The sequence below is a fragment of the Brachybacterium sp. JB7 genome (assembly GCF_003335205.1).
Taxonomy (GTDB): domain Bacteria; phylum Actinomycetota; class Actinomycetes; order Actinomycetales; family Dermabacteraceae; genus Brachybacterium; species Brachybacterium alimentarium.
In genome coordinates this window covers 1-15,853 of record NZ_QPGN01000013.1, presented here as the reverse complement: position 1 = coordinate 15,853, position 15,853 = coordinate 1, and the positions used below count along the sequence as shown (strand labels likewise).

Below are 15,853 nucleotides of genomic sequence, written 5' to 3'. Positions count from 1 at the left end.
CTACGCGGCGACCCTCGCCCCGGCGCGGGCCAGCCACCGGCCCTCGCGGCGCTCGATGACGATCGGATACGCGAAGCACTCGGTGATCTGCTCGGTGGTGAGCACCTCGGTCGCGGGCCCGGCGGTCTGCAGGTGCCCGTCACGCAGCAGCGCCGCATGGGTGGTGCTCTCGGGCAGCTCTTCGAGATGATGCGTGACCAGCACCGTGGCGAGCGTGGGCTGGGTGCGGTGGAGGTCGTCGAGGGTCTGCAGGAACTGCTCCCGCGCCGCGACGTCGAGCCCCGTGGACGGCTCGTCGAGCAGCAGGAGCGCGGGATCCGGCAGCAGGGCGCGCGCGATGAGGGCGCGGCCCCGCTCGCCCTGCGACATGGTCAGCCAGCTGGAGGAGGCGATGTGCGCCAGGCCCAGCGCCTCGATCAGATAATCGGCGCGGGCCAGCACATCGGCGTCGGGCTCCCAGCGGGGCACCTTCTCCACGGTCCCGGTCGCCCCGGTGAGCACCACGTCCCGTGCGGTGAGCGGCGAGGCCAGCGGGTGGCGCGGATTGACGTGTCCGATCAGTGCGCGCAGCTCCCGGACGTCCACGCGACCGAGCTGATGCCCGAGCACGTGCACGGTTCCGCGGGTGGGATGCTCGACAGCGCCGCACAGGCTCAGCACCGTGCTCTTGCCGGCACCGTTGGCCCCGATCAGCGCCCAGTGCTCCCCCGCGCGGACGGTCAGGTCGATCCCGCTGAGGATCGGGGTGCCCCCGCGCACGAAGTCGAGCGCGTCCAGGCACAGGACCTCTGCCCCGCCCGTGCTGCTGATGTGGTCAGCGCTGGTCACCGTCACCGATCTGCCTCCTCCTGAGTCGTCCTGCGCATCTGCTCGTGGCCGTCCCCGCCCGGAGGGTCCGGAACCGCGGCGAGGCGGTTCGCCGCGGCGAGCACAGCGACCACGCTCGCGCGGAGCACCGAGCGATCACGACCGCCGGCCCAGGCAGACTCGCCCCGGCGACGGTACTCCACGAACGTCAGAGCCTCCACGTCGTTCCCGGCCCCGACGCTGGTCTGGTGCAGCGAGAGCACATCGACGTCGGCTCCGAGCTCGTGCAGCGCAGCACCGAGCGCTTCCACCGGGCCCACACCCGCGTGCTCGGTGCGGTACTCCACCCCGTCGAGCGCCAGGACGATCCGGGTGCGCGACCCCTCATCCCCGTCGGCCGTGTCGCAGGCGACCAGGGCGAACCGGTCGCCGACCTCGCCGTCGGCCAGGTACGCCCGGTGCAGCACATCCCAGAGGCTCTCCGCGCTCACCTCGCCGCCGGATCGATCCGCGTGCTCCTGCACGTGGCGGCTGAGGTCGATCTCCAGCCGGCGCGGCAGCTCGAAGCCGTACTCCTCCTCGAGGAGATAGGCGATCCCGCCCTTGCCCGACTGCGAGTTCACGCGGATCACCGCGTCATAGCTCCGGCCGATATCGGCCGGATCGATCGGCAGGTACGGCACACGCCAAGCCACGTCGCGCGGAGACCGGCCCTCGGAGGCGGCGCGAGCGCGGTGCTCCGCGAGCCCCTTGCGGATCGCATCCTGGTGCGTGCCGCTGAAGGCCGTGTGGACCAGGTCGCCCACATAGGGATGGCGGGGATGCACCTCGAGCCGGTTGCAGTGCTCGACAGTACGGCGAACCTCGTCGATGTCGGAGAAGTCGATCATCGGGTCCACTCCCTGGGCGTGAAGGTTCAGCGCGAGGGTCGCGAGGTCGACGTTCCCAGTGCGCTCGCCGTTGCCGAACAGGCATCCCTCGACGCGCTGGGCCCCGGCGAGCACAGCGAGCTCCGCGCACGCGATCCCCGTGCCGCGGTCGTTGTGCGGGTGGACCGACAGGATCACGCTGTCACGACGTGCGAGATGTCGGTCCATGTGCTCGATCTGGTCGGCGTACACATTGGGCGTGGCGATCTCGACGGTGGCAGGGAGGTTGAGGATCACGGGACGCTCGGGACTCGCATCCCAGAGCTCGGTCATCGCATCGCAGACCTCCAGCACATAGTCGGGCTCGGTGAGATTGAAGACCTCGGGCGAGAACTGGAAGCGCACGTTCGACAGGTGTCCGGCGAGCTCCAGGACGTCGCGCCCGCCGGCGAGGATGAGGTTGCGCAGCTCGTCGCGGTCCTTGCGCAGCACGGTCTCCCGCCAGATCGGCGCGGTTGCGGTGTAGAGGTGGATGACGACGGGATTGGTGATCCCGCGGATCGAGGCGACGGTGCGCTCGATGAGATCCCGCCGAGCCGGGGTGAACACCACGATCGTCACGTCGTCAGGGGCGATGTCGCTCTCGGCGATCAGGCGCACGAAGTCGAGATCGGTCTGCGACGCGGAGGGATAGCCCACCTCGATCTCCTTGTACCCCATCGCCACCATGAGCTCGAAGAACCGACGCTTGCGCTGGGGATCCATCGGTTCGGCGAGAGCCTGATTCCCGTCACGCAGGTCCACGGGGACCCAGAGCGGCGCAACGCCGATCCGACGGTCGGCCCATCGGTGCTCGGTCGCCGGAACCTCGACGCGCTCGTGGGCGCCGGAGTAGCGGTGGGAGGGCATCGGGGAGGGCTGCTGGCGGTTCCAGGCCGGAGCCGGAATGGTGATCGGATGCTCGGTGAGAGTCATGATGCTCGGTCCTTGCTCAGTAGGAGGGGCGGGCCGGCGCACGTCTCGACACCGCGGAGGGGAGCCGGTCCTACAGGGCCCCGCCGTGGCGACGAAGGAGGAGATTCTGCTGCATCACAGGTAAAGTTCTATCACAACTCCTCAGACAAGTAGAGAGGTGTTCACCGACCTCACCGACCGGATCGGCACGCATGATGAGGAGGCGAAGGGACGCGGCGCTTCGTCTGTCACACCCCTCTGATGGACTGGGACCGACGATCAGAGCCGATGTCGGTTGGAGACCGCGATGACCCTCAGTGTGATGCCCCCGCCCCTGCCCCCGAGAGTTCCCGAGAGCGAGCCCCCTGCCCCGCTCGACCGCGCCGAGGCCGAGGCTCTCGGCCAGCGCATCCAGCAGCAGGCAGCGGTGATCGCCGAGGCCACGTGCGAGCTGCTGCTCATGGTCGGCGACTTCGATGCCCGCGGAGGGCTCGGCTGGTTCGGCGGCCTGAAGTCCACCGCGCACTGGCTGTCCTGGGCCTGCTCGATGTCTCCGGGCACGGCCCGCGAGCACGTCCGGGTGGCCCGGGCGCTGCCGGAGATGCCGTCGACCGTGGCCGCGTTCCGCGCCGGGCGTCTGTCGTACTCGAAGGTCCGAGAGATCACCCGCGTGGCCGATCGCGTCGACGAGGACGTCCTCGTCGACCTCGCACGCTCGATGACCGCCTCACAGCTGGCGCGCACCATCTCCTCGTTCCGCGCAGTCGACGGCAGCCGGCTCGGTCAGGACGCCGTGCGCCAGGCGCGCTGGCAGGTGCGCGAGGACGGCATGGTCGAGGTCCGTGCGGTGCTCCCTGCCGAGATGGGCGCCGAGGTGGTCACCGCCCTCGAGCTCGCCCTGGACCGCGACGGCACCGAGCCTCCCTGGGCGGACGACGCCATCGAGCGCGCCGCCGAGGTCACCTCGACGCCGTCCCTCGAGCAGCGCAGGGCCGACGCCCTGCACAGCGTCGCGCGCACCTTCCTCGACACGGAACCCGATGATCGCTCGGGCGAAGATCGTCACCTGGTGATCGTGCAGGTCAGCGCCGAAGCTCTCACCCAGAACGTTCCCGCGGGAACGGATGCGCAGCCCGCGGACGACGGGCCCGTCAGCATCGACGTTCCCGCGGGAACGCTTTCTCGCTCCGCAGAATCGGCGGGGCAATGCGGAGTGCTGGGTATGGGGCCGCTCGAGCCTCGCACCGCGGAACGCCTGGCGTGCACGGGCAAGGTGGCGATCGCGATCACCGACGCCGGCGGCGAGATACTGCATCTGGGCAGGTCACAGCGGCTTGCGACACGGGCTCAACGTCGGGCGCTGCGGCTGCGCGACACCACCTGCACCTTCCCCGGCTGCCATCAGTCCCGGCATCTCGATGCGCACCACATCGTCCCCTGGTCGGAGGGAGGGCCGACGGACATCGACGGGCTCGCGCTGCTGTGCCGCCGTCACCATGTGCTGGTCCATGAGGGCGGCCTGCGGCTCGTCCTGGACCCCTTCCGCACGGCGCCGCACCACCGGCGCTTCCTCGTGCTCGATGCCGACGGACAGTCCGTGCAGGCACGCTGGCCCGCCATGCTCGAGGAGGTCACGGTGCGCAGCATCACCGGGCCCGCGATCGACGTGACGCGCGATCCGGAGCGGATCGCTGCCACCACCGGAGGCGCCGGATTCCGCCTCGCGGACTGCGTGGACGCTCTCTGCCACCACGTCATGGAGCTGGCCGCCTGAGCAGGCGCGACGAGTCAGCTGCTGAAGCCGCCGGTGCCCGCCATGTCCTTGAACCGCGAGTAGTGGCCCTCGAAGGCGACGGGGACCGTCTTGGTGGCGCCGTTACGGTGCTTGGCGACGATGAGATCCGCCTCGCCGGCGCGAGCGGACTCCTTCTCGTAGTAGTCCTCGCGGTGGATCAGGAGGATCAGGTCGGCATCCTGCTCGATCGAGCCGGACTCGCGCAGGTCGCTCATCATCGGGGTCTTGTCGGTGCGCTGCTCGCTGCCACGGTTCAGCTGCGAGATCGCGATGACCGGCACCTCGATCTCCTTGGCCAGCAGCTTCAGGGCACGGGAGAACTCCGAGACCTCCTGCTGACGGGATTCGACCTTCTTGCCCGAGCTCATCAGCTGCAGGTAGTCGATGACGACGAGCTTGAGATCGTGCTTCTGCTTCAGCCGACGGCACTTCGCGCGGATCTCCATGAGCGACATGTTCGCCGAGTCGTCCATGAACAGCGGGGCGTCCGCGATACGGCTCATGGCGCGAGCCATGGCCTGCCAGTCGCGGTCATCCATCGAGCCGTCGCGCATGCGGTTCATCGGCACCTGCGCCTCGGCGCTGAGCAGACGCATCGTGATCTCGGTCTTGTCCATCTCCAGGGAGAAGATGACGCTGGCTTCGCCGTTGTGGATCGAGGCGGAACGCAGCACGTCCATGCCGAGGGTCGTCTTGCCCATGGCGGGGCGGCCGGCGAAGATGATCAGCTGGCCGCCGTGCAGACCCTGGGTGAGGTCGTCGAACTCCGCGAAGCCGGTCGGGACGCCGGTGACCTGGCCGCCGCGGTTCTGCGTCGCCTCGATCGTGTTGAGGGTCTCGTCGATGACCTCGCCCAGCGGCAGGAAGTCCTCCGACGCACCGCGCTCGGTCACCGCGTACACCTGCGCCTGGGCCTCGTTGATGGCCTCGTCGACCTCGCCGCCGTCGGCCGCATAACCGAGCTGGACGATGCGGGTGCCGGCCTCGACCAGACGACGCAGCTGCGCCCGCTCGACCACGATCTCGGCGTAGAAGCCGGCGTTCGCGGCGGTGGGCACCATGTCGATCAGGTCGGCGAGATAGGCGCCGCCGCCCACCCGTGCGAGCTCACCGCGCTTGGAGAGCTCGTCGGAGACGGTGACGAGGTCGGCGGGCTCGCCGCGCCCGTACAGATCGATGATCGCCTCGAAGATCATCTCGTGCGCAGGGCGATAGAAGTCGTTGCCCTGCACCGTCTCCACGACGTCGGCGATGGCGTCCTTGGACAGCATCATGCCGCCCAGCACGCCGCGCTCGGCAGGAAGGTCCTGGGGCGGCATGCGCTCCAGGTTGCGGTCAGGTCCAGCTTCGAAGGCCTCGGTAGATGTCACCGGGCCAGTGTAGGAACCCTGGCTGACCATCGGGACGTGATCTGCGCCCGCTGGGGACGAGGGCTGCCTGGGGAGGGAGGGCTGCGTGGGGAGGAATGTCGGCACCTGTCGCTACGGTCGCCGCATGCCCCAGCACACCCAGAACACCCAGAACACCCAGAACACCCAGAACGACGGGAGCGGCGCCCCCTCCGCGATCGCCCCGCTCGCGTCGATCTCGATCGATTGTCCGAGACCCGATGACCTCGTCCCCTTCTACAGCGCGCTCCTCGGCCTCGAGGAGGCCTTCGCGGCCGATGACCGCAGCGTGGTGTGCCTCGCGGGCGCCGGGCCGATGGTCACCCTGATGCGGGCCGACGAGTATGTCGCTCCGCAGTGGCCGGACGGCCCGCAGCATGCGCAGATGCACCTGGACCTGGCCGCTGCGGATCTCGAGGATGCGGTCGCCGCCGCGCGGAGGATCGGTGCTCGCGAAGCCGGCGTGCAGCCCGACCCTTCGGCCTGGCGGGTGATGCTCGATCCCGTCGGCCACCCGTTCTGCCTGAGCGCCGTGCGCCCCGGGTGAGCCCGAGGTCTAGACGGGCGCCGTCGCCGGGACCGGCGGAGTCACGTGCGGCCTGATCCGCTGGAGCGTGCGATGCCAGCGATTGGCCGGGAGCGACGGATCCAGCAGCGCCATCCCGGTGGCGAACTTCGAGATCCGCTGGGGTCGATGGTGCGCGCGCCAGAGGAAGCGGTCGATCGGGCCCGGGCTCGCCGACGACTTCGTCTCCAGGACCAGGAGATCGTCCATCCGATATCTCTGCAGTGCGGTCCCCCGCCAGGTCAGCGCCTGGTCCAGCGTCGCCCGGGAGCCTTCAGAACCCAGCAGCAGGGTCGTGCGCCGGTATGCAGTCTCCATGACGGGTCGGAGAGGCTGGGTCGGGGGCTCGACGCCGGCATCGGCGAGTCGCGCATGTACGTACTCGAGGGACGCACCGGCCAGCGCCTCGCCGCCGGGCAGGGGCAGGTCCTCGCCGTAGAGCATCGGGACCTGCTCGCGGACCTTCACGGTGTCCCCGCGCCCGGTGCGGGTCTTCGCCTCCAGGAAGGCGGAGCCGGCGTCGACGTACTCGCGGCGCCGCACTTTGAAGCGACGACGCCTCTTGGTGGCGGCCGTGCGGTAGGCGTCCAGGTCAGGAGTGTCGTAATAGAGGGAACGGTAGGCGAAGGTCCGTTCGCCGCCGATCTCGAGCACGTGGAGGTCCTCCCCCATCGCCTCGACGAGGTCGAGGGCGACGGAGGCGGGCACCAGGTACTTGCGGTCGACCCGCGTCATCAGCGCGGCCTGCTGCTCCATCGTCGCCAGGTCGATGCCCGGCAGCGTGGAGTACGCCGCGCCGAGCGCCTCCGAGGCGCTCACCTCACCGCTGCGGGACATGACGGTCACTGCGCCGCTCCTTCCGCGACGGGAGCAGCTCCCTTCTCGGGGCGACGGAAACGGACATCCACCACGGTGGTGTCGTTGACGAGGTCCAGACGGCTCACGCTGACCGCTCGGATCTCGGCGTCCAGCAGCTCGGCCAGATGCGCACGCAGCTCGGCCGGATCGGCGATCGCGCGGTCCAGGATGATCTCCTGCCTGCGGTTGCCGCCCAGCAGCCCCGGATGGTCGATCACGGCCATCGTCACCACCACGAGGACCATGAACACCAGCGACAGCGGCAGCGGCGCCGCGTCGAGGCCCCCGAGCAGGCCGAGGGCGAGCATCGCGAAGTAGTAGGCGATCTCGTGCTGGGCGAGCTCGTCGGAGCGCAGGCGGATGATCGACAGCACGCCGAAGAGGCCGAGCCCCACGCCGGCGCCCACCTCGGAGTCCGCGAGGACTGCGGAGACCGAGAGGACCCCGACGTTGATCCCCATGAAGGCCACGACGAGATCACGGCGGTAGTGCCGACGCCAATACAGTCCGAAGGTGAGCACGACGGCCGCGATCAGGTCCGCGACGATCAGCAGAGGTATCTCGATGTTCACGATCTCTCCTCGCACGGGACCGACGAGCGGTCCAGAGGTTCGGGGCAGGAAGGGAAGAGCAGCTCGGGGGTCCGATCGGCCGTTGGACCGCCCGTGACGGGGTGCGCAGACCGAGCAGCAGCAGGCTCAGGGAGCCCCGCCGGAGCACGGCCGTCATCGTCCACGACGTCACAGCCTAGAAGGCGACGCACCGGGAGTCGCTGTTCGTGTAGGGCACCTCTCCACGAGTCCGCTGCGGCGCGACTGCTCACATAAGTGCACGACAGGGCAGACATAGGAGACCCAAAGGAAGACACCCGAGGCTTCTTCTCACATCACCCCGATCCGGAGGAGCATCTCATGTCCGCCTATGCCGTGTACGGCCTCGATCTCGTCGCCGTCCTCATCCTGACCTTCGGCGTCTACTGGCCCCGCCACCGCCGCCGCGACCTCGTGGTCGCGTTCCTCGGCATCAACGTGGGCGTCCTCGCCGTGGCCGCCCTGCTCGCCGGTTCCGCGCTCTCCGCAGGGCTCGGCCTGGGACTGTTCGGGGTGCTGTCGATCATCCGCCTGCGCTCCGATGAGCTCGCGCAGCACGAGATCGCCTACTACTTCGCGGTGCTCGCCCTCGGCCTCGTGGCCGGGCTCTCGGCAGCGCCCTCGTGGGCGGCCGTCGGCTTCATGGCCCTGATCGTGGCGACCATGACGGTCGTCGACCATCCCCGGCTGCTCGGCGCGCATCGCCGTCAGGTGATCGTGCTGGACCGGGCCATCGCCGACGAGCCGACCCTGCGGGCGCACCTCGAGGAGATGCTCGGGGCCGACGTGACCGCTCTCAGCGTCCAACGGCTGGACACGGTCAGCGACACCACCTGGGTCGACGCCCGCTACCGGCTGCGGGCCGGGCGCCGCCGCGCCCTCGTCGCAGAGGCGACGACCAGCCCGGTCACCGGGACCACGACCACGGCCCGCTCACCCGAGATGGCGACCCGATGAGCGCCATCGACACCCTGCCCGGGATCGACCTCGCGCGACTCACCGAGAGTGCGGCCCTCATGACCCGCGTGGATCGCAAGTATCTCGTGCCCCGCGACGAGATCGACGAGCTGATCGGCGACCTCGCCGTCGACCTGCGGGTGCTCGAGATCGGGGGCCGACGCCGCTTCGCCTACCGCTCCACCTATTACGACACCTCCGACCTCGCGGCCTACCGCGCTGCGGCCACCGGTCGTCGGCGCCGCTGGAAGGTGCGCCGACGCGACTACGTCGACACCGACGTCTCCTTCCTCGAGGTCAAGACGCGCACCGGCCGCGGGGAGTCCTCCAAGCTGCGGATCGCGCTGGATGACGACGGGGCCGACACCGGTGAACAGGCGGCGCCGCCGCTGGGAGGCGCCCCGCTCGACTTCGTGCGCACCTCCCTGGCCGACGCCGACTGCGTCGCGCCGACCGCTCCCCTCCTCCCGGGGCTCACCACCGCCTACGACCGCACGACCCTCCTGGTCGCTGCGGAGGATTCCCGCCTGACCCTCGATGACGCGCTCGTCTGGAGCGACCCCGCCGGCCGTGCCCGGCAGCTGAGGGACCAGGTGGTCGTCGAGACCAAGTCCGGCACCCGGGCCGGCAGCGTCGACCGGGTGCTGTGGCGCGCCGGTCACCGTCCGCAGCGGCTGTCGAAATACGCGACCGGGCTGGCGCTGCTGGACGCGGATCTGCCAGCCAACCGGTGGCACCGCACCATGCGCGCGGTGTCCCGCGGCACCTGAGCCCACAGCCCGCCGCCACCCGCAGAACACCTCTGAAAGGACACACCATGCGTTCCACGATCACGACCGATCCCTCGACCTCCCGCCGCCGCGGCCTGCGTCGGCTTCCCGCCGCAGTCGTCGCAGGCGCTGCGACGCTCGCTCTGGCCGCCTGCGGCGCCGCCACCGCGGAGACCGGCTCGACGTCCGTCGCGGAGGCCGCCGCGGTCTCCCACGAGATGCTCTCCTCGCTCGATCTCACCAGCCTGGACACCCATGCCGACGAGGACGACCTCACCTGGGACGCGGCCGAGAAGCAGTCCATCGATCTCGCGGACTCCGGATCCAGCTCGAGCTCCTCCGACGTCACGGTGGAGGACTCGACCGTGACCATCACGGCAGGTGGCGTGTACCGCGTCTCCGGCAACCTCTCGGACGGTCAGCTCGTGGTCGCCGCTCGGGACGACGAGACCGTCACCGTGGTCCTGGACGACGCTTCCATCACGAACAGCTCCGGCACCGGCATCGCGGTGAACAGCGCTGACGAGGTCACCGTGTTCCTCGAGGACGGCACCGAGAACGCCGTGAGCGACGGCTCCGGATACGAGGTCGCCGACGACGCCACCCCGGTGGCCGCGATCGCCTCCGCCTCGGATCTCACGATCGCGGGCTCCGGCGCCCTGAGCGTCACCGGCACCAGCAACGACGGCATCTCCTCGAAGGACGGTCTCGCGATCCTGGGCGGCGATCTGACGGTGACCGCGGCCGACGACGCGATCCGCGGCAAGGACTACGTGACGATCTCGGGCGGCACGTTCGATCTCACCAGCGGCGGCGACGCGGTGAAGTCCGACAACTACGAGGACACCGACCGCGGCTGGGTGCTGATCACCGCCGGCGAGTTCTCGATCAGCGCCGGTGACGACGGGATCGACGCCGAGCAGGCCGTCGAGATCGTGGACGGCACGGTGGACATCACAGAGTCCGTCGAGGGCATCGAGGCGCAGGACGTGATGCTCGAGGGCGGAACCGTCTCGATCACCGCCTCGGACGACGGCGTCAACGCGACCGCGGCGACCACCGCCGAGGAGGACGCCGACGAGACCGGCTCCGACCCGGGCGCTGGCGGCGAGATGGGCGGCGGGGAGAGCGACGACGGCTCGTGGCTCTCGGTGAGCGGCGGGACGCTCACGATCGACGCCGACTTCGACGGCCTGGACTCCAACGGGAGCGTCGCCCTGACCGGCGGAGACATCACGATCTCCAGCGCCGACAACGGAGGCGACTCCCCAGTGGACGCCAACGGCGAGATCACCCTCGACGGAGCGACCCTCAGTGCCGACGGCACCGAGATCACCTCGGCCGATGACCTCGGCGGGGGTATGGGCGCAGGCATGGGCGGCGGTCCCGGCTCCGGCGAGCGCCCGGATGGCGGGCAGCAGCCGGATTCCGAGGAGAGCTGATCCGGGGAGCGGGCGGTCAGTCGCCGAGGGGCATCCCCAGCGCGTAGGCCGCCTGCGCGAGGTGCTGGATGGCGTCGTCGATGATGCTGACCAGGCGGGCGCCGCGGGTGACCGGCGGATCCCAGTCCTCGTCGATCACGTCGTCCAGCTGGGCGGCGGTGATGCCGTCGAGGTACGTGTCCACGGCGTCGAGGGCGGCGCCGAGGTAGCCCAGCAGCAGCTCGGGGTCGTCGACGAGGATCCGCCGTGCCTCCTCGGCGCTGTGGCCGTAGCCGACGCCGTCGCCCGCGGATCCCAGGGCGAAGCGCCCCGCGAAGTCCTGCGCGGTCCACAGCTGCTCCTGCCCGGTGAGATCGGCCAGCTGGGCGTCGATCTCCCGACCGCTGTGCCACAGCAGCCAGGCCACGGAGTTGTCATGGCCGCCGGGCCGGGCGTTCAGGGAGACGGGGTTGAGGTCCGGGCGCATCCGCTCGGCGGCATCGCGGGGGCGGGAGGTGAGGTCACGGAGAACGTCGAGAGCATCCATGGCTCGACGCTACGCCGTCGAGGGACCGGACGTCAGTCCTCGACCACGACGCCCTCGCGCTGCTCGGGGTGTCGTCGCAGCCAGCTCTCGATGAACGGGCAGATCACGAGGATCTGCTGGCCGGCCGCCCGCGCCTCGGCCAGCGTGGTGCGCACGAGCACGGAGGCCACGCCCTCGCCGCGATGCGCGGGATCGGTGACGGTATGGATCAGCTCGATGCGTCGCCGGGTGCGCTCGTAGATCAAGGTCCCCACGACCGTTCCGCGCCGCACGGCCTCGTAGCGCCCGGCGGCCGGGTTGTCGCGCACGGCGATCTGCTCGTCGATTCCGTCGTGTCGGTGATCATCGGGGTCGATCGACATGGCGCGGGCTCCTTCCGGCCGATGATTCCACCGTACGGGACGGCCGACGACCTGCGACAGGGCGGGCCGGGGTCAGTCCTGTTCGAGGTGGGCGATCAGCAGGTCCACCCGGGCGACGTCGTCGGGGCGCGCCAGATGGTCCCAGCCGGCACGGGCCCGACGGGCGGCGCGCAGCGCGGGCAGGACCCTGCCGCGGTCGGCGAGCATCTGCGCGTGGCGGTCATCCACATACGCGGCCCAATACCGGGCGCGGTGGTCGTGCCCCGTCGGCACCCCGTCGATAACCTGCATCGCCGCCCGGCGCCGACGCTCGTAGAGCGCGGTGGTCGCCCCCTCCTCGCCGCGGTTCAGGGCCTCGCCGGCGGCGATGAAGCGAGCGACCTGGGCGTCGACGCGGTGGTCCCAGAGCAGTTCGGGGGGAAGCAGCGGGCGGCCGCCCTCGGGGCGGGCGCGGTGCTCTATCCCCTCCCCGGCCTCCTCGACGAGCTCGGTGCGGCCGAGATCCAGCGCCCGGCGCATCACGAGCGCCTGGGCGTTGAGCTCCATGCGCACCAGCTCCGCCCGGTGAGCGCGCTCGGTGGCCAGGTCGTCGGCCAGCCAGCGCGCCTCGGAGGCCAGCCGGCGCAGCTCGTGCAGCGCCCTGTCGTGATCACCGGTGCGCTCGTGGATGCTCGCCGCGAGCCGCGAGGCTTCGAGCGAGGAGCGGTGATCGCGCTGGTCACACGCGATCCGTCGGGCCTGTTCGAGGGGCACCCAGGCGGCCTCGTAGCGTTCTGCCTGCACGCGCTGGGCGGCGATCGCCAGCAGCGGCGCCGTGCGCAGCGCATCCCGCTGGAGGGTGCGCTGCAGGGAGGCGAGACGGCCTGCGGTGAAGGAGGCCTGCGTGATCGCCCCGGCGGCCATGAGGGCTCGCAGCAGATGGCTGATCAGGCCGACGCGCAGGGGCGGGTCGTCGACCTCGTGCAGGGCGGCGAGGGCATCGAGCGCGTGCCGAGCGCCCTGCACGGGGTGGTCGACGCCGAGCGCGCGAGCGAGCACCGCATGCGCGGCGGTCGCGGTGCGACGGGGGTCCTGCACGGCGTCCTCGAGCGCGATCTCCTCCTGCTCGATCCGCTCGAGCACGTCGAGCGCCTCGGTGATGGCTCCGGCCCGGTCCCCCTGCAGCTCAAGGGCCTGGGCGAGGCTCACCCGCAGGGCCTTCTCCGGATCCACGGGCAGCTGATCGCGCACCGCGGCAGAGCGGCAGGCGGTGCGCAGCGCCGGCCACCAGGCGGCGGTGGGTCGACGTCCCCGCCGCGGGTCCCGGCCTGCCCGCCCGCGTGGTCGTCCAGGCCCCGCACACACGCGAGCAGCTCGGCCGGAGGTTCCGTCGGCCGGCCCGTCGTCGCGCCCGCGGGACCGCCGAGGCGCCGCCCGGCAGGGCCCTGCGCTCGTGCAGCACCGTCACCAGCGCGGAGGCCAGCTCGCGATATCCGTCGTCGGTGAGCAGCGCGACCATGTCCCCCACGTCGCGTTCGACCTGCTCGGGGTCCGCGACGCGCAGCGCACCGCGCAGACCGGCATGCAGCAGGGCGAGCCGGTCGGCCGACGGTGCAGGGCGCGCGCGGAAGGCGTCGACGAGTCGACGGGCATCGCGATATCTCTCGGCGTGCAGCAGATCACCAGCCCGGCGGGCCGCCTCGATCACCTCCCGGGGGTATGGCAGCGGCAGAGCCGGCGGCCGCAGCGCCACCCTCAGCTCCTCCAGACCGGGGAGCTCGCCCTGGTCGTGCCGAACCTCCAGACCCGACAGGGAGGCCGCACCGGAAATGTCCACGGAGCGAAACCTACCAAGCATGGGCTGTGCGCCACAGAGGGCGCCCCGTCCCATGCGCCGCTCGGCCGTACTCATTACACTGTTCACGGCCCTGAAGGGCGATGACGCACTGTCCTCGCCCGCGTACGGCCGGGAGAGGTGAAGCGTGGTCCTAGGTGCGGCTGTGGGCACGAGCAGTGCTGCTCCGGGCACGGAATCGACGCCACGATCGACGGGGGCCCATCCCGGCCATCTCCATCTGGACGACTCGATCACGCCCGTGGTGGTCACCGATTTCGACGTCGCCGCGTACACCCGGCGCGGCACGTCGCGCCTGCCCGTGGACAGCGCCCTGCACGCGCAGCAGACCCCGCTCCCGCAGGACGTGCGCCTCGCCCTCGGTGCGCTGCAGCGCCTGGAGTCCTCGGCGCTGGCCGAATCCCGGTCGATGCTCGCCACCGCGACCGGCCACGAGGCCCGGATCACCGCCTTCCTCGCGACCTGGCTGGTCGATCGCTTCTGGCAGTCCCGGGCGCTGCGCGACCTGCTGACCGGTGATCACCCCGTCGACCGCCCCGAGCAGCACCACCGCCTGCACCCGCTGCGCGCGCTGCGCCGCATCCACGTCGACCGTGTCCAGCCGCTGCTGTCCCCGCTGTGGGGAGCCGTGACCGGCGAGGGCATCACCGCCGCGCACATGGGGCGCATGGCGATCCAGGAGGCCTCCCTCCGCGGTGCGCTCGTGGCGCTGTCCCGGCGGCTCGACGGCGAGGCGCGACGGGTGCTCGACGAGGTCGCCGCCCGCCACGACGCGGCGGTCGAGTTCTTCACCGCCGAGGCGATCGCTCGGATCACCCGGTCCCGCGGCGAGGCCGCCACCACCCGCCTCGTGCTCGCCCTGGCCTCCCCGCTCGACGGCGGCGGGAGCGCCGATGCGGACATCCGCGCCGCGCTGGCGACAATCGGGGCCGACGTGCGCGACCGTGCCGCGCTGCACCGGGCGCGCTACGAGATCACCCGGCTGCTGCCGGGACCCGACCTGCCGGACCCGCTGCTGTCCGCCCTATCTCGACCAGGAGCGTGAGATGGCCTTCGACCTCGACCAGTTCGCCGAGACGTCGGTCCCCGTCAAGTACGAGGACCTCGACTTCTCCCTCTTCGAGACCCAGCCTCTGGATGCGCAGACCCTGCGCTCCCTGCGGTACATGTGCGACGTGGAGTACCACACGTCGTGCTTCCTGCGTGATCTGCTGGTGACCCCCTCGCACCGCGAGGAGGCCGCTGGCGGCTTCATGACCATGTGGAACCGTGAGGAGTTCTGGCACGGCGAGGCGCTCTCGAAGGTGCTCGCCCAGCACGGCATCGTCGTGGACTACGACGAGCTGAAGGCCAAGCGCGTGAAGCTCGGCTGGAGCAACGCCCTGGGTCCGCTGAAGCAGTCGGTCATGAGCAACCTGGCCGGCAAGGACTTCGTCGCCGTGCACATGGTGTGGGGCGCGGCCAACGAGCTCTCCGCGGTCGCGGCCTATCGTCGGCTCTCCGCGATGACCGACCATCCCGTGCTCTCCCCGCTGCTCAAGCGCATCGCCCAGCAGGAGACCCGGCACGTCGCCTTCTACACCACCCAGGGCCGCGAGCGGCTGCTCGCCTCCGAGGCGGCGCAGAAGATCGTGCGCCTGGTGATGGGCCGCGTCTGGAAGCCGGTGGGCAGCGGCATGATGGACGAGTCCGAGGTCAAGCACGTGATGGGGCACCTGTTCGCCGGGCGGTCCGACGAGCTCGACAAGCTCGACAAGCGGGTCCAGAAGCTGCCGGGCCTGGACGGCCTGACGATCTTCCGCAACGCCTTCGCGCGCCTCGGCATCCCCGCCTGAGCCCAGCGGCCCGGCCCGGGGCACCCCGCTCAGCGGCGCCGATCAGTCGTCATCATCGTCATCGTCATCGTCATCGTCATCGTCATCGTCGTCATCATCATCGTCGTCGTCGCATTCCCAGCCGTCGTCGTCGTCCCACTCGCACGTGCTGCGGGGCTTCTGGGGCGTGGCTCCCGAGCCGTCGTCGGTCGCGGAGCCATCGCGCGCGCTGGAGCTGGTCGGCGGGGCCGGGGTGGTCGGTGCGGGGGTGGACGCGGGGCTAGCCTCGGGCTTTCATCGTTGAGGTGTCCGAGGGGTGGGT

General features: G+C 70.8%; 16 protein-coding genes. 7 read left to right on the top strand and 9 right to left on the bottom strand.

Annotated elements, in window-relative coordinates:
• Together CIK81_RS13600 and CIK81_RS13595 are read right to left on the bottom strand one after the other, a co-directional pair.
• Positions 1-834: an ABC transporter ATP-binding protein gene (locus tag CIK81_RS13600; RefSeq protein WP_241964173.1), complete on the bottom strand. Its 834-nt coding sequence runs from the start codon at positions 832-834 to the stop codon at positions 1-3.
• Positions 831-2,651: a 2-isopropylmalate synthase gene (locus CIK81_RS13595; RefSeq protein WP_241964172.1), complete on the bottom strand. Its 1,821-nt coding sequence runs from the start codon at positions 2,649-2,651 to the stop codon at positions 831-833. The genes CIK81_RS13600 and CIK81_RS13595 overlap by 4 nt, the downstream gene beginning before the upstream one ends.
• 286 nt (positions 2,652-2,937) lie before the next feature.
• On the opposite strand from CIK81_RS13595, the gene CIK81_RS13590 reads away from it, so the two are divergent.
• Positions 2,938-4,404, top strand: a complete 1,467-nt coding sequence (locus CIK81_RS13590) for an HNH endonuclease signature motif containing protein (protein ID WP_158542044.1) — start codon at positions 2,938-2,940, stop codon at positions 4,402-4,404.
• Positions 4,405-4,418: 14 nt separating this feature from the next.
• Here CIK81_RS13590 and dnaB read toward each other — a convergent pair whose 3' ends face one another.
• Positions 4,419-5,744: a replicative DNA helicase gene (dnaB, locus tag CIK81_RS13585; protein WP_241964178.1), complete on the bottom strand. Its 1,326-nt coding sequence runs from the start codon at positions 5,742-5,744 to the stop codon at positions 4,419-4,421.
• 175 nt (positions 5,745-5,919) lie between these two features.
• Here dnaB and CIK81_RS13580 point away from each other — a divergent pair, with 175 nt between their 5' ends.
• Entirely contained in the window at positions 5,920-6,360 is a 441-nt protein-coding gene (locus tag CIK81_RS13580) for a VOC family protein (RefSeq protein WP_158542042.1), read from the top strand.
• Between the two features lie 9 nt (positions 6,361-6,369).
• Here CIK81_RS13580 and CIK81_RS13575 read toward each other — a convergent pair whose 3' ends face one another.
• The gene (locus CIK81_RS13575; RefSeq protein WP_114328169.1) at positions 6,370-7,215 is read right to left on the bottom strand and encodes a polyphosphate polymerase domain-containing protein; all 846 of its coding nucleotides are present in this window, start codon (positions 7,213-7,215) and stop codon (positions 6,370-6,372) included.
• Between the two features lie 5 nt (positions 7,216-7,220).
• The gene (locus CIK81_RS13570) at positions 7,221-7,808 is read right to left on the bottom strand and encodes a DUF4956 domain-containing protein (protein ID WP_114328131.1); all 588 of its coding nucleotides are present in this window, start codon (positions 7,806-7,808) and stop codon (positions 7,221-7,223) included.
• A 339-nt stretch (positions 7,809-8,147) separates the two neighbouring features.
• On the opposite strand from CIK81_RS13570, the gene CIK81_RS13565 reads away from it, so the two are divergent.
• The 3 genes from CIK81_RS13565 to CIK81_RS13555 are packed head-to-tail and all read left to right on the top strand — an operon-like array spanning position 8,148 to position 10,995.
• On the top strand, positions 8,148-8,783 hold the full coding sequence (locus CIK81_RS13565) for a DUF4956 domain-containing protein (RefSeq protein WP_096163572.1): 636 nt from the start codon (positions 8,148-8,150) through the stop codon (positions 8,781-8,783).
• Complete coding sequence (locus tag CIK81_RS13560; protein WP_114311706.1) at positions 8,780-9,553, top strand: VTC domain-containing protein; 774 nt, start codon at positions 8,780-8,782, stop codon at positions 9,551-9,553. Before CIK81_RS13565 ends, CIK81_RS13560 begins: the two co-directional genes overlap by 4 nt.
• 47 nt (positions 9,554-9,600) lie before the next feature.
• Complete coding sequence (locus CIK81_RS13555) at positions 9,601-10,995, top strand: carbohydrate-binding domain-containing protein (RefSeq protein ID WP_114355808.1); 1,395 nt, start codon at positions 9,601-9,603, stop codon at positions 10,993-10,995.
• A 16-nt stretch (positions 10,996-11,011) separates the two neighbouring features.
• On the opposite strand, the gene CIK81_RS13550 is transcribed toward CIK81_RS13555, so the two are convergent.
• The 4 genes from CIK81_RS13550 to CIK81_RS13535 form a co-directional block, all read right to left on the bottom strand.
• On the bottom strand, positions 11,012-11,521 hold the full coding sequence (locus tag CIK81_RS13550) for a DinB family protein (protein WP_096163575.1): 510 nt from the start codon (positions 11,519-11,521) through the stop codon (positions 11,012-11,014).
• A 32-nt stretch (positions 11,522-11,553) separates the two neighbouring features.
• Entirely contained in the window at positions 11,554-11,883 is a 330-nt protein-coding gene (locus CIK81_RS13545; RefSeq protein ID WP_096163576.1) for a GNAT family N-acetyltransferase, read from the bottom strand.
• A 72-nt stretch (positions 11,884-11,955) separates the two neighbouring features.
• The gene (locus tag CIK81_RS13540; protein WP_147272362.1) at positions 11,956-13,113 is read right to left on the bottom strand and encodes a hypothetical protein; all 1,158 of its coding nucleotides are present in this window, start codon (positions 13,111-13,113) and stop codon (positions 11,956-11,958) included.
• Complete coding sequence (locus CIK81_RS13535) at positions 13,049-13,699, bottom strand: hypothetical protein (protein ID WP_114355806.1); 651 nt, start codon at positions 13,697-13,699, stop codon at positions 13,049-13,051. Before CIK81_RS13535 ends, CIK81_RS13540 begins: the two co-directional genes overlap by 65 nt.
• Before the next feature lie 163 nt (positions 13,700-13,862).
• On the opposite strand from CIK81_RS13535, the gene CIK81_RS13530 reads away from it, so the two are divergent.
• Together CIK81_RS13530 and CIK81_RS13525 are read left to right on the top strand one after the other, a co-directional pair.
• Complete coding sequence (locus CIK81_RS13530) at positions 13,863-14,762, top strand: hypothetical protein (RefSeq protein ID WP_241964171.1); 900 nt, start codon at positions 13,863-13,865, stop codon at positions 14,760-14,762.
• Between the two features lies 1 nt (position 14,763).
• On the top strand, positions 14,764-15,552 hold the full coding sequence (locus CIK81_RS13525; RefSeq protein ID WP_114307200.1) for a ferritin-like domain-containing protein: 789 nt from the start codon (positions 14,764-14,766) through the stop codon (positions 15,550-15,552).
• The last annotated feature ends 301 nt before the right edge of the window (positions 15,553-15,853 follow it).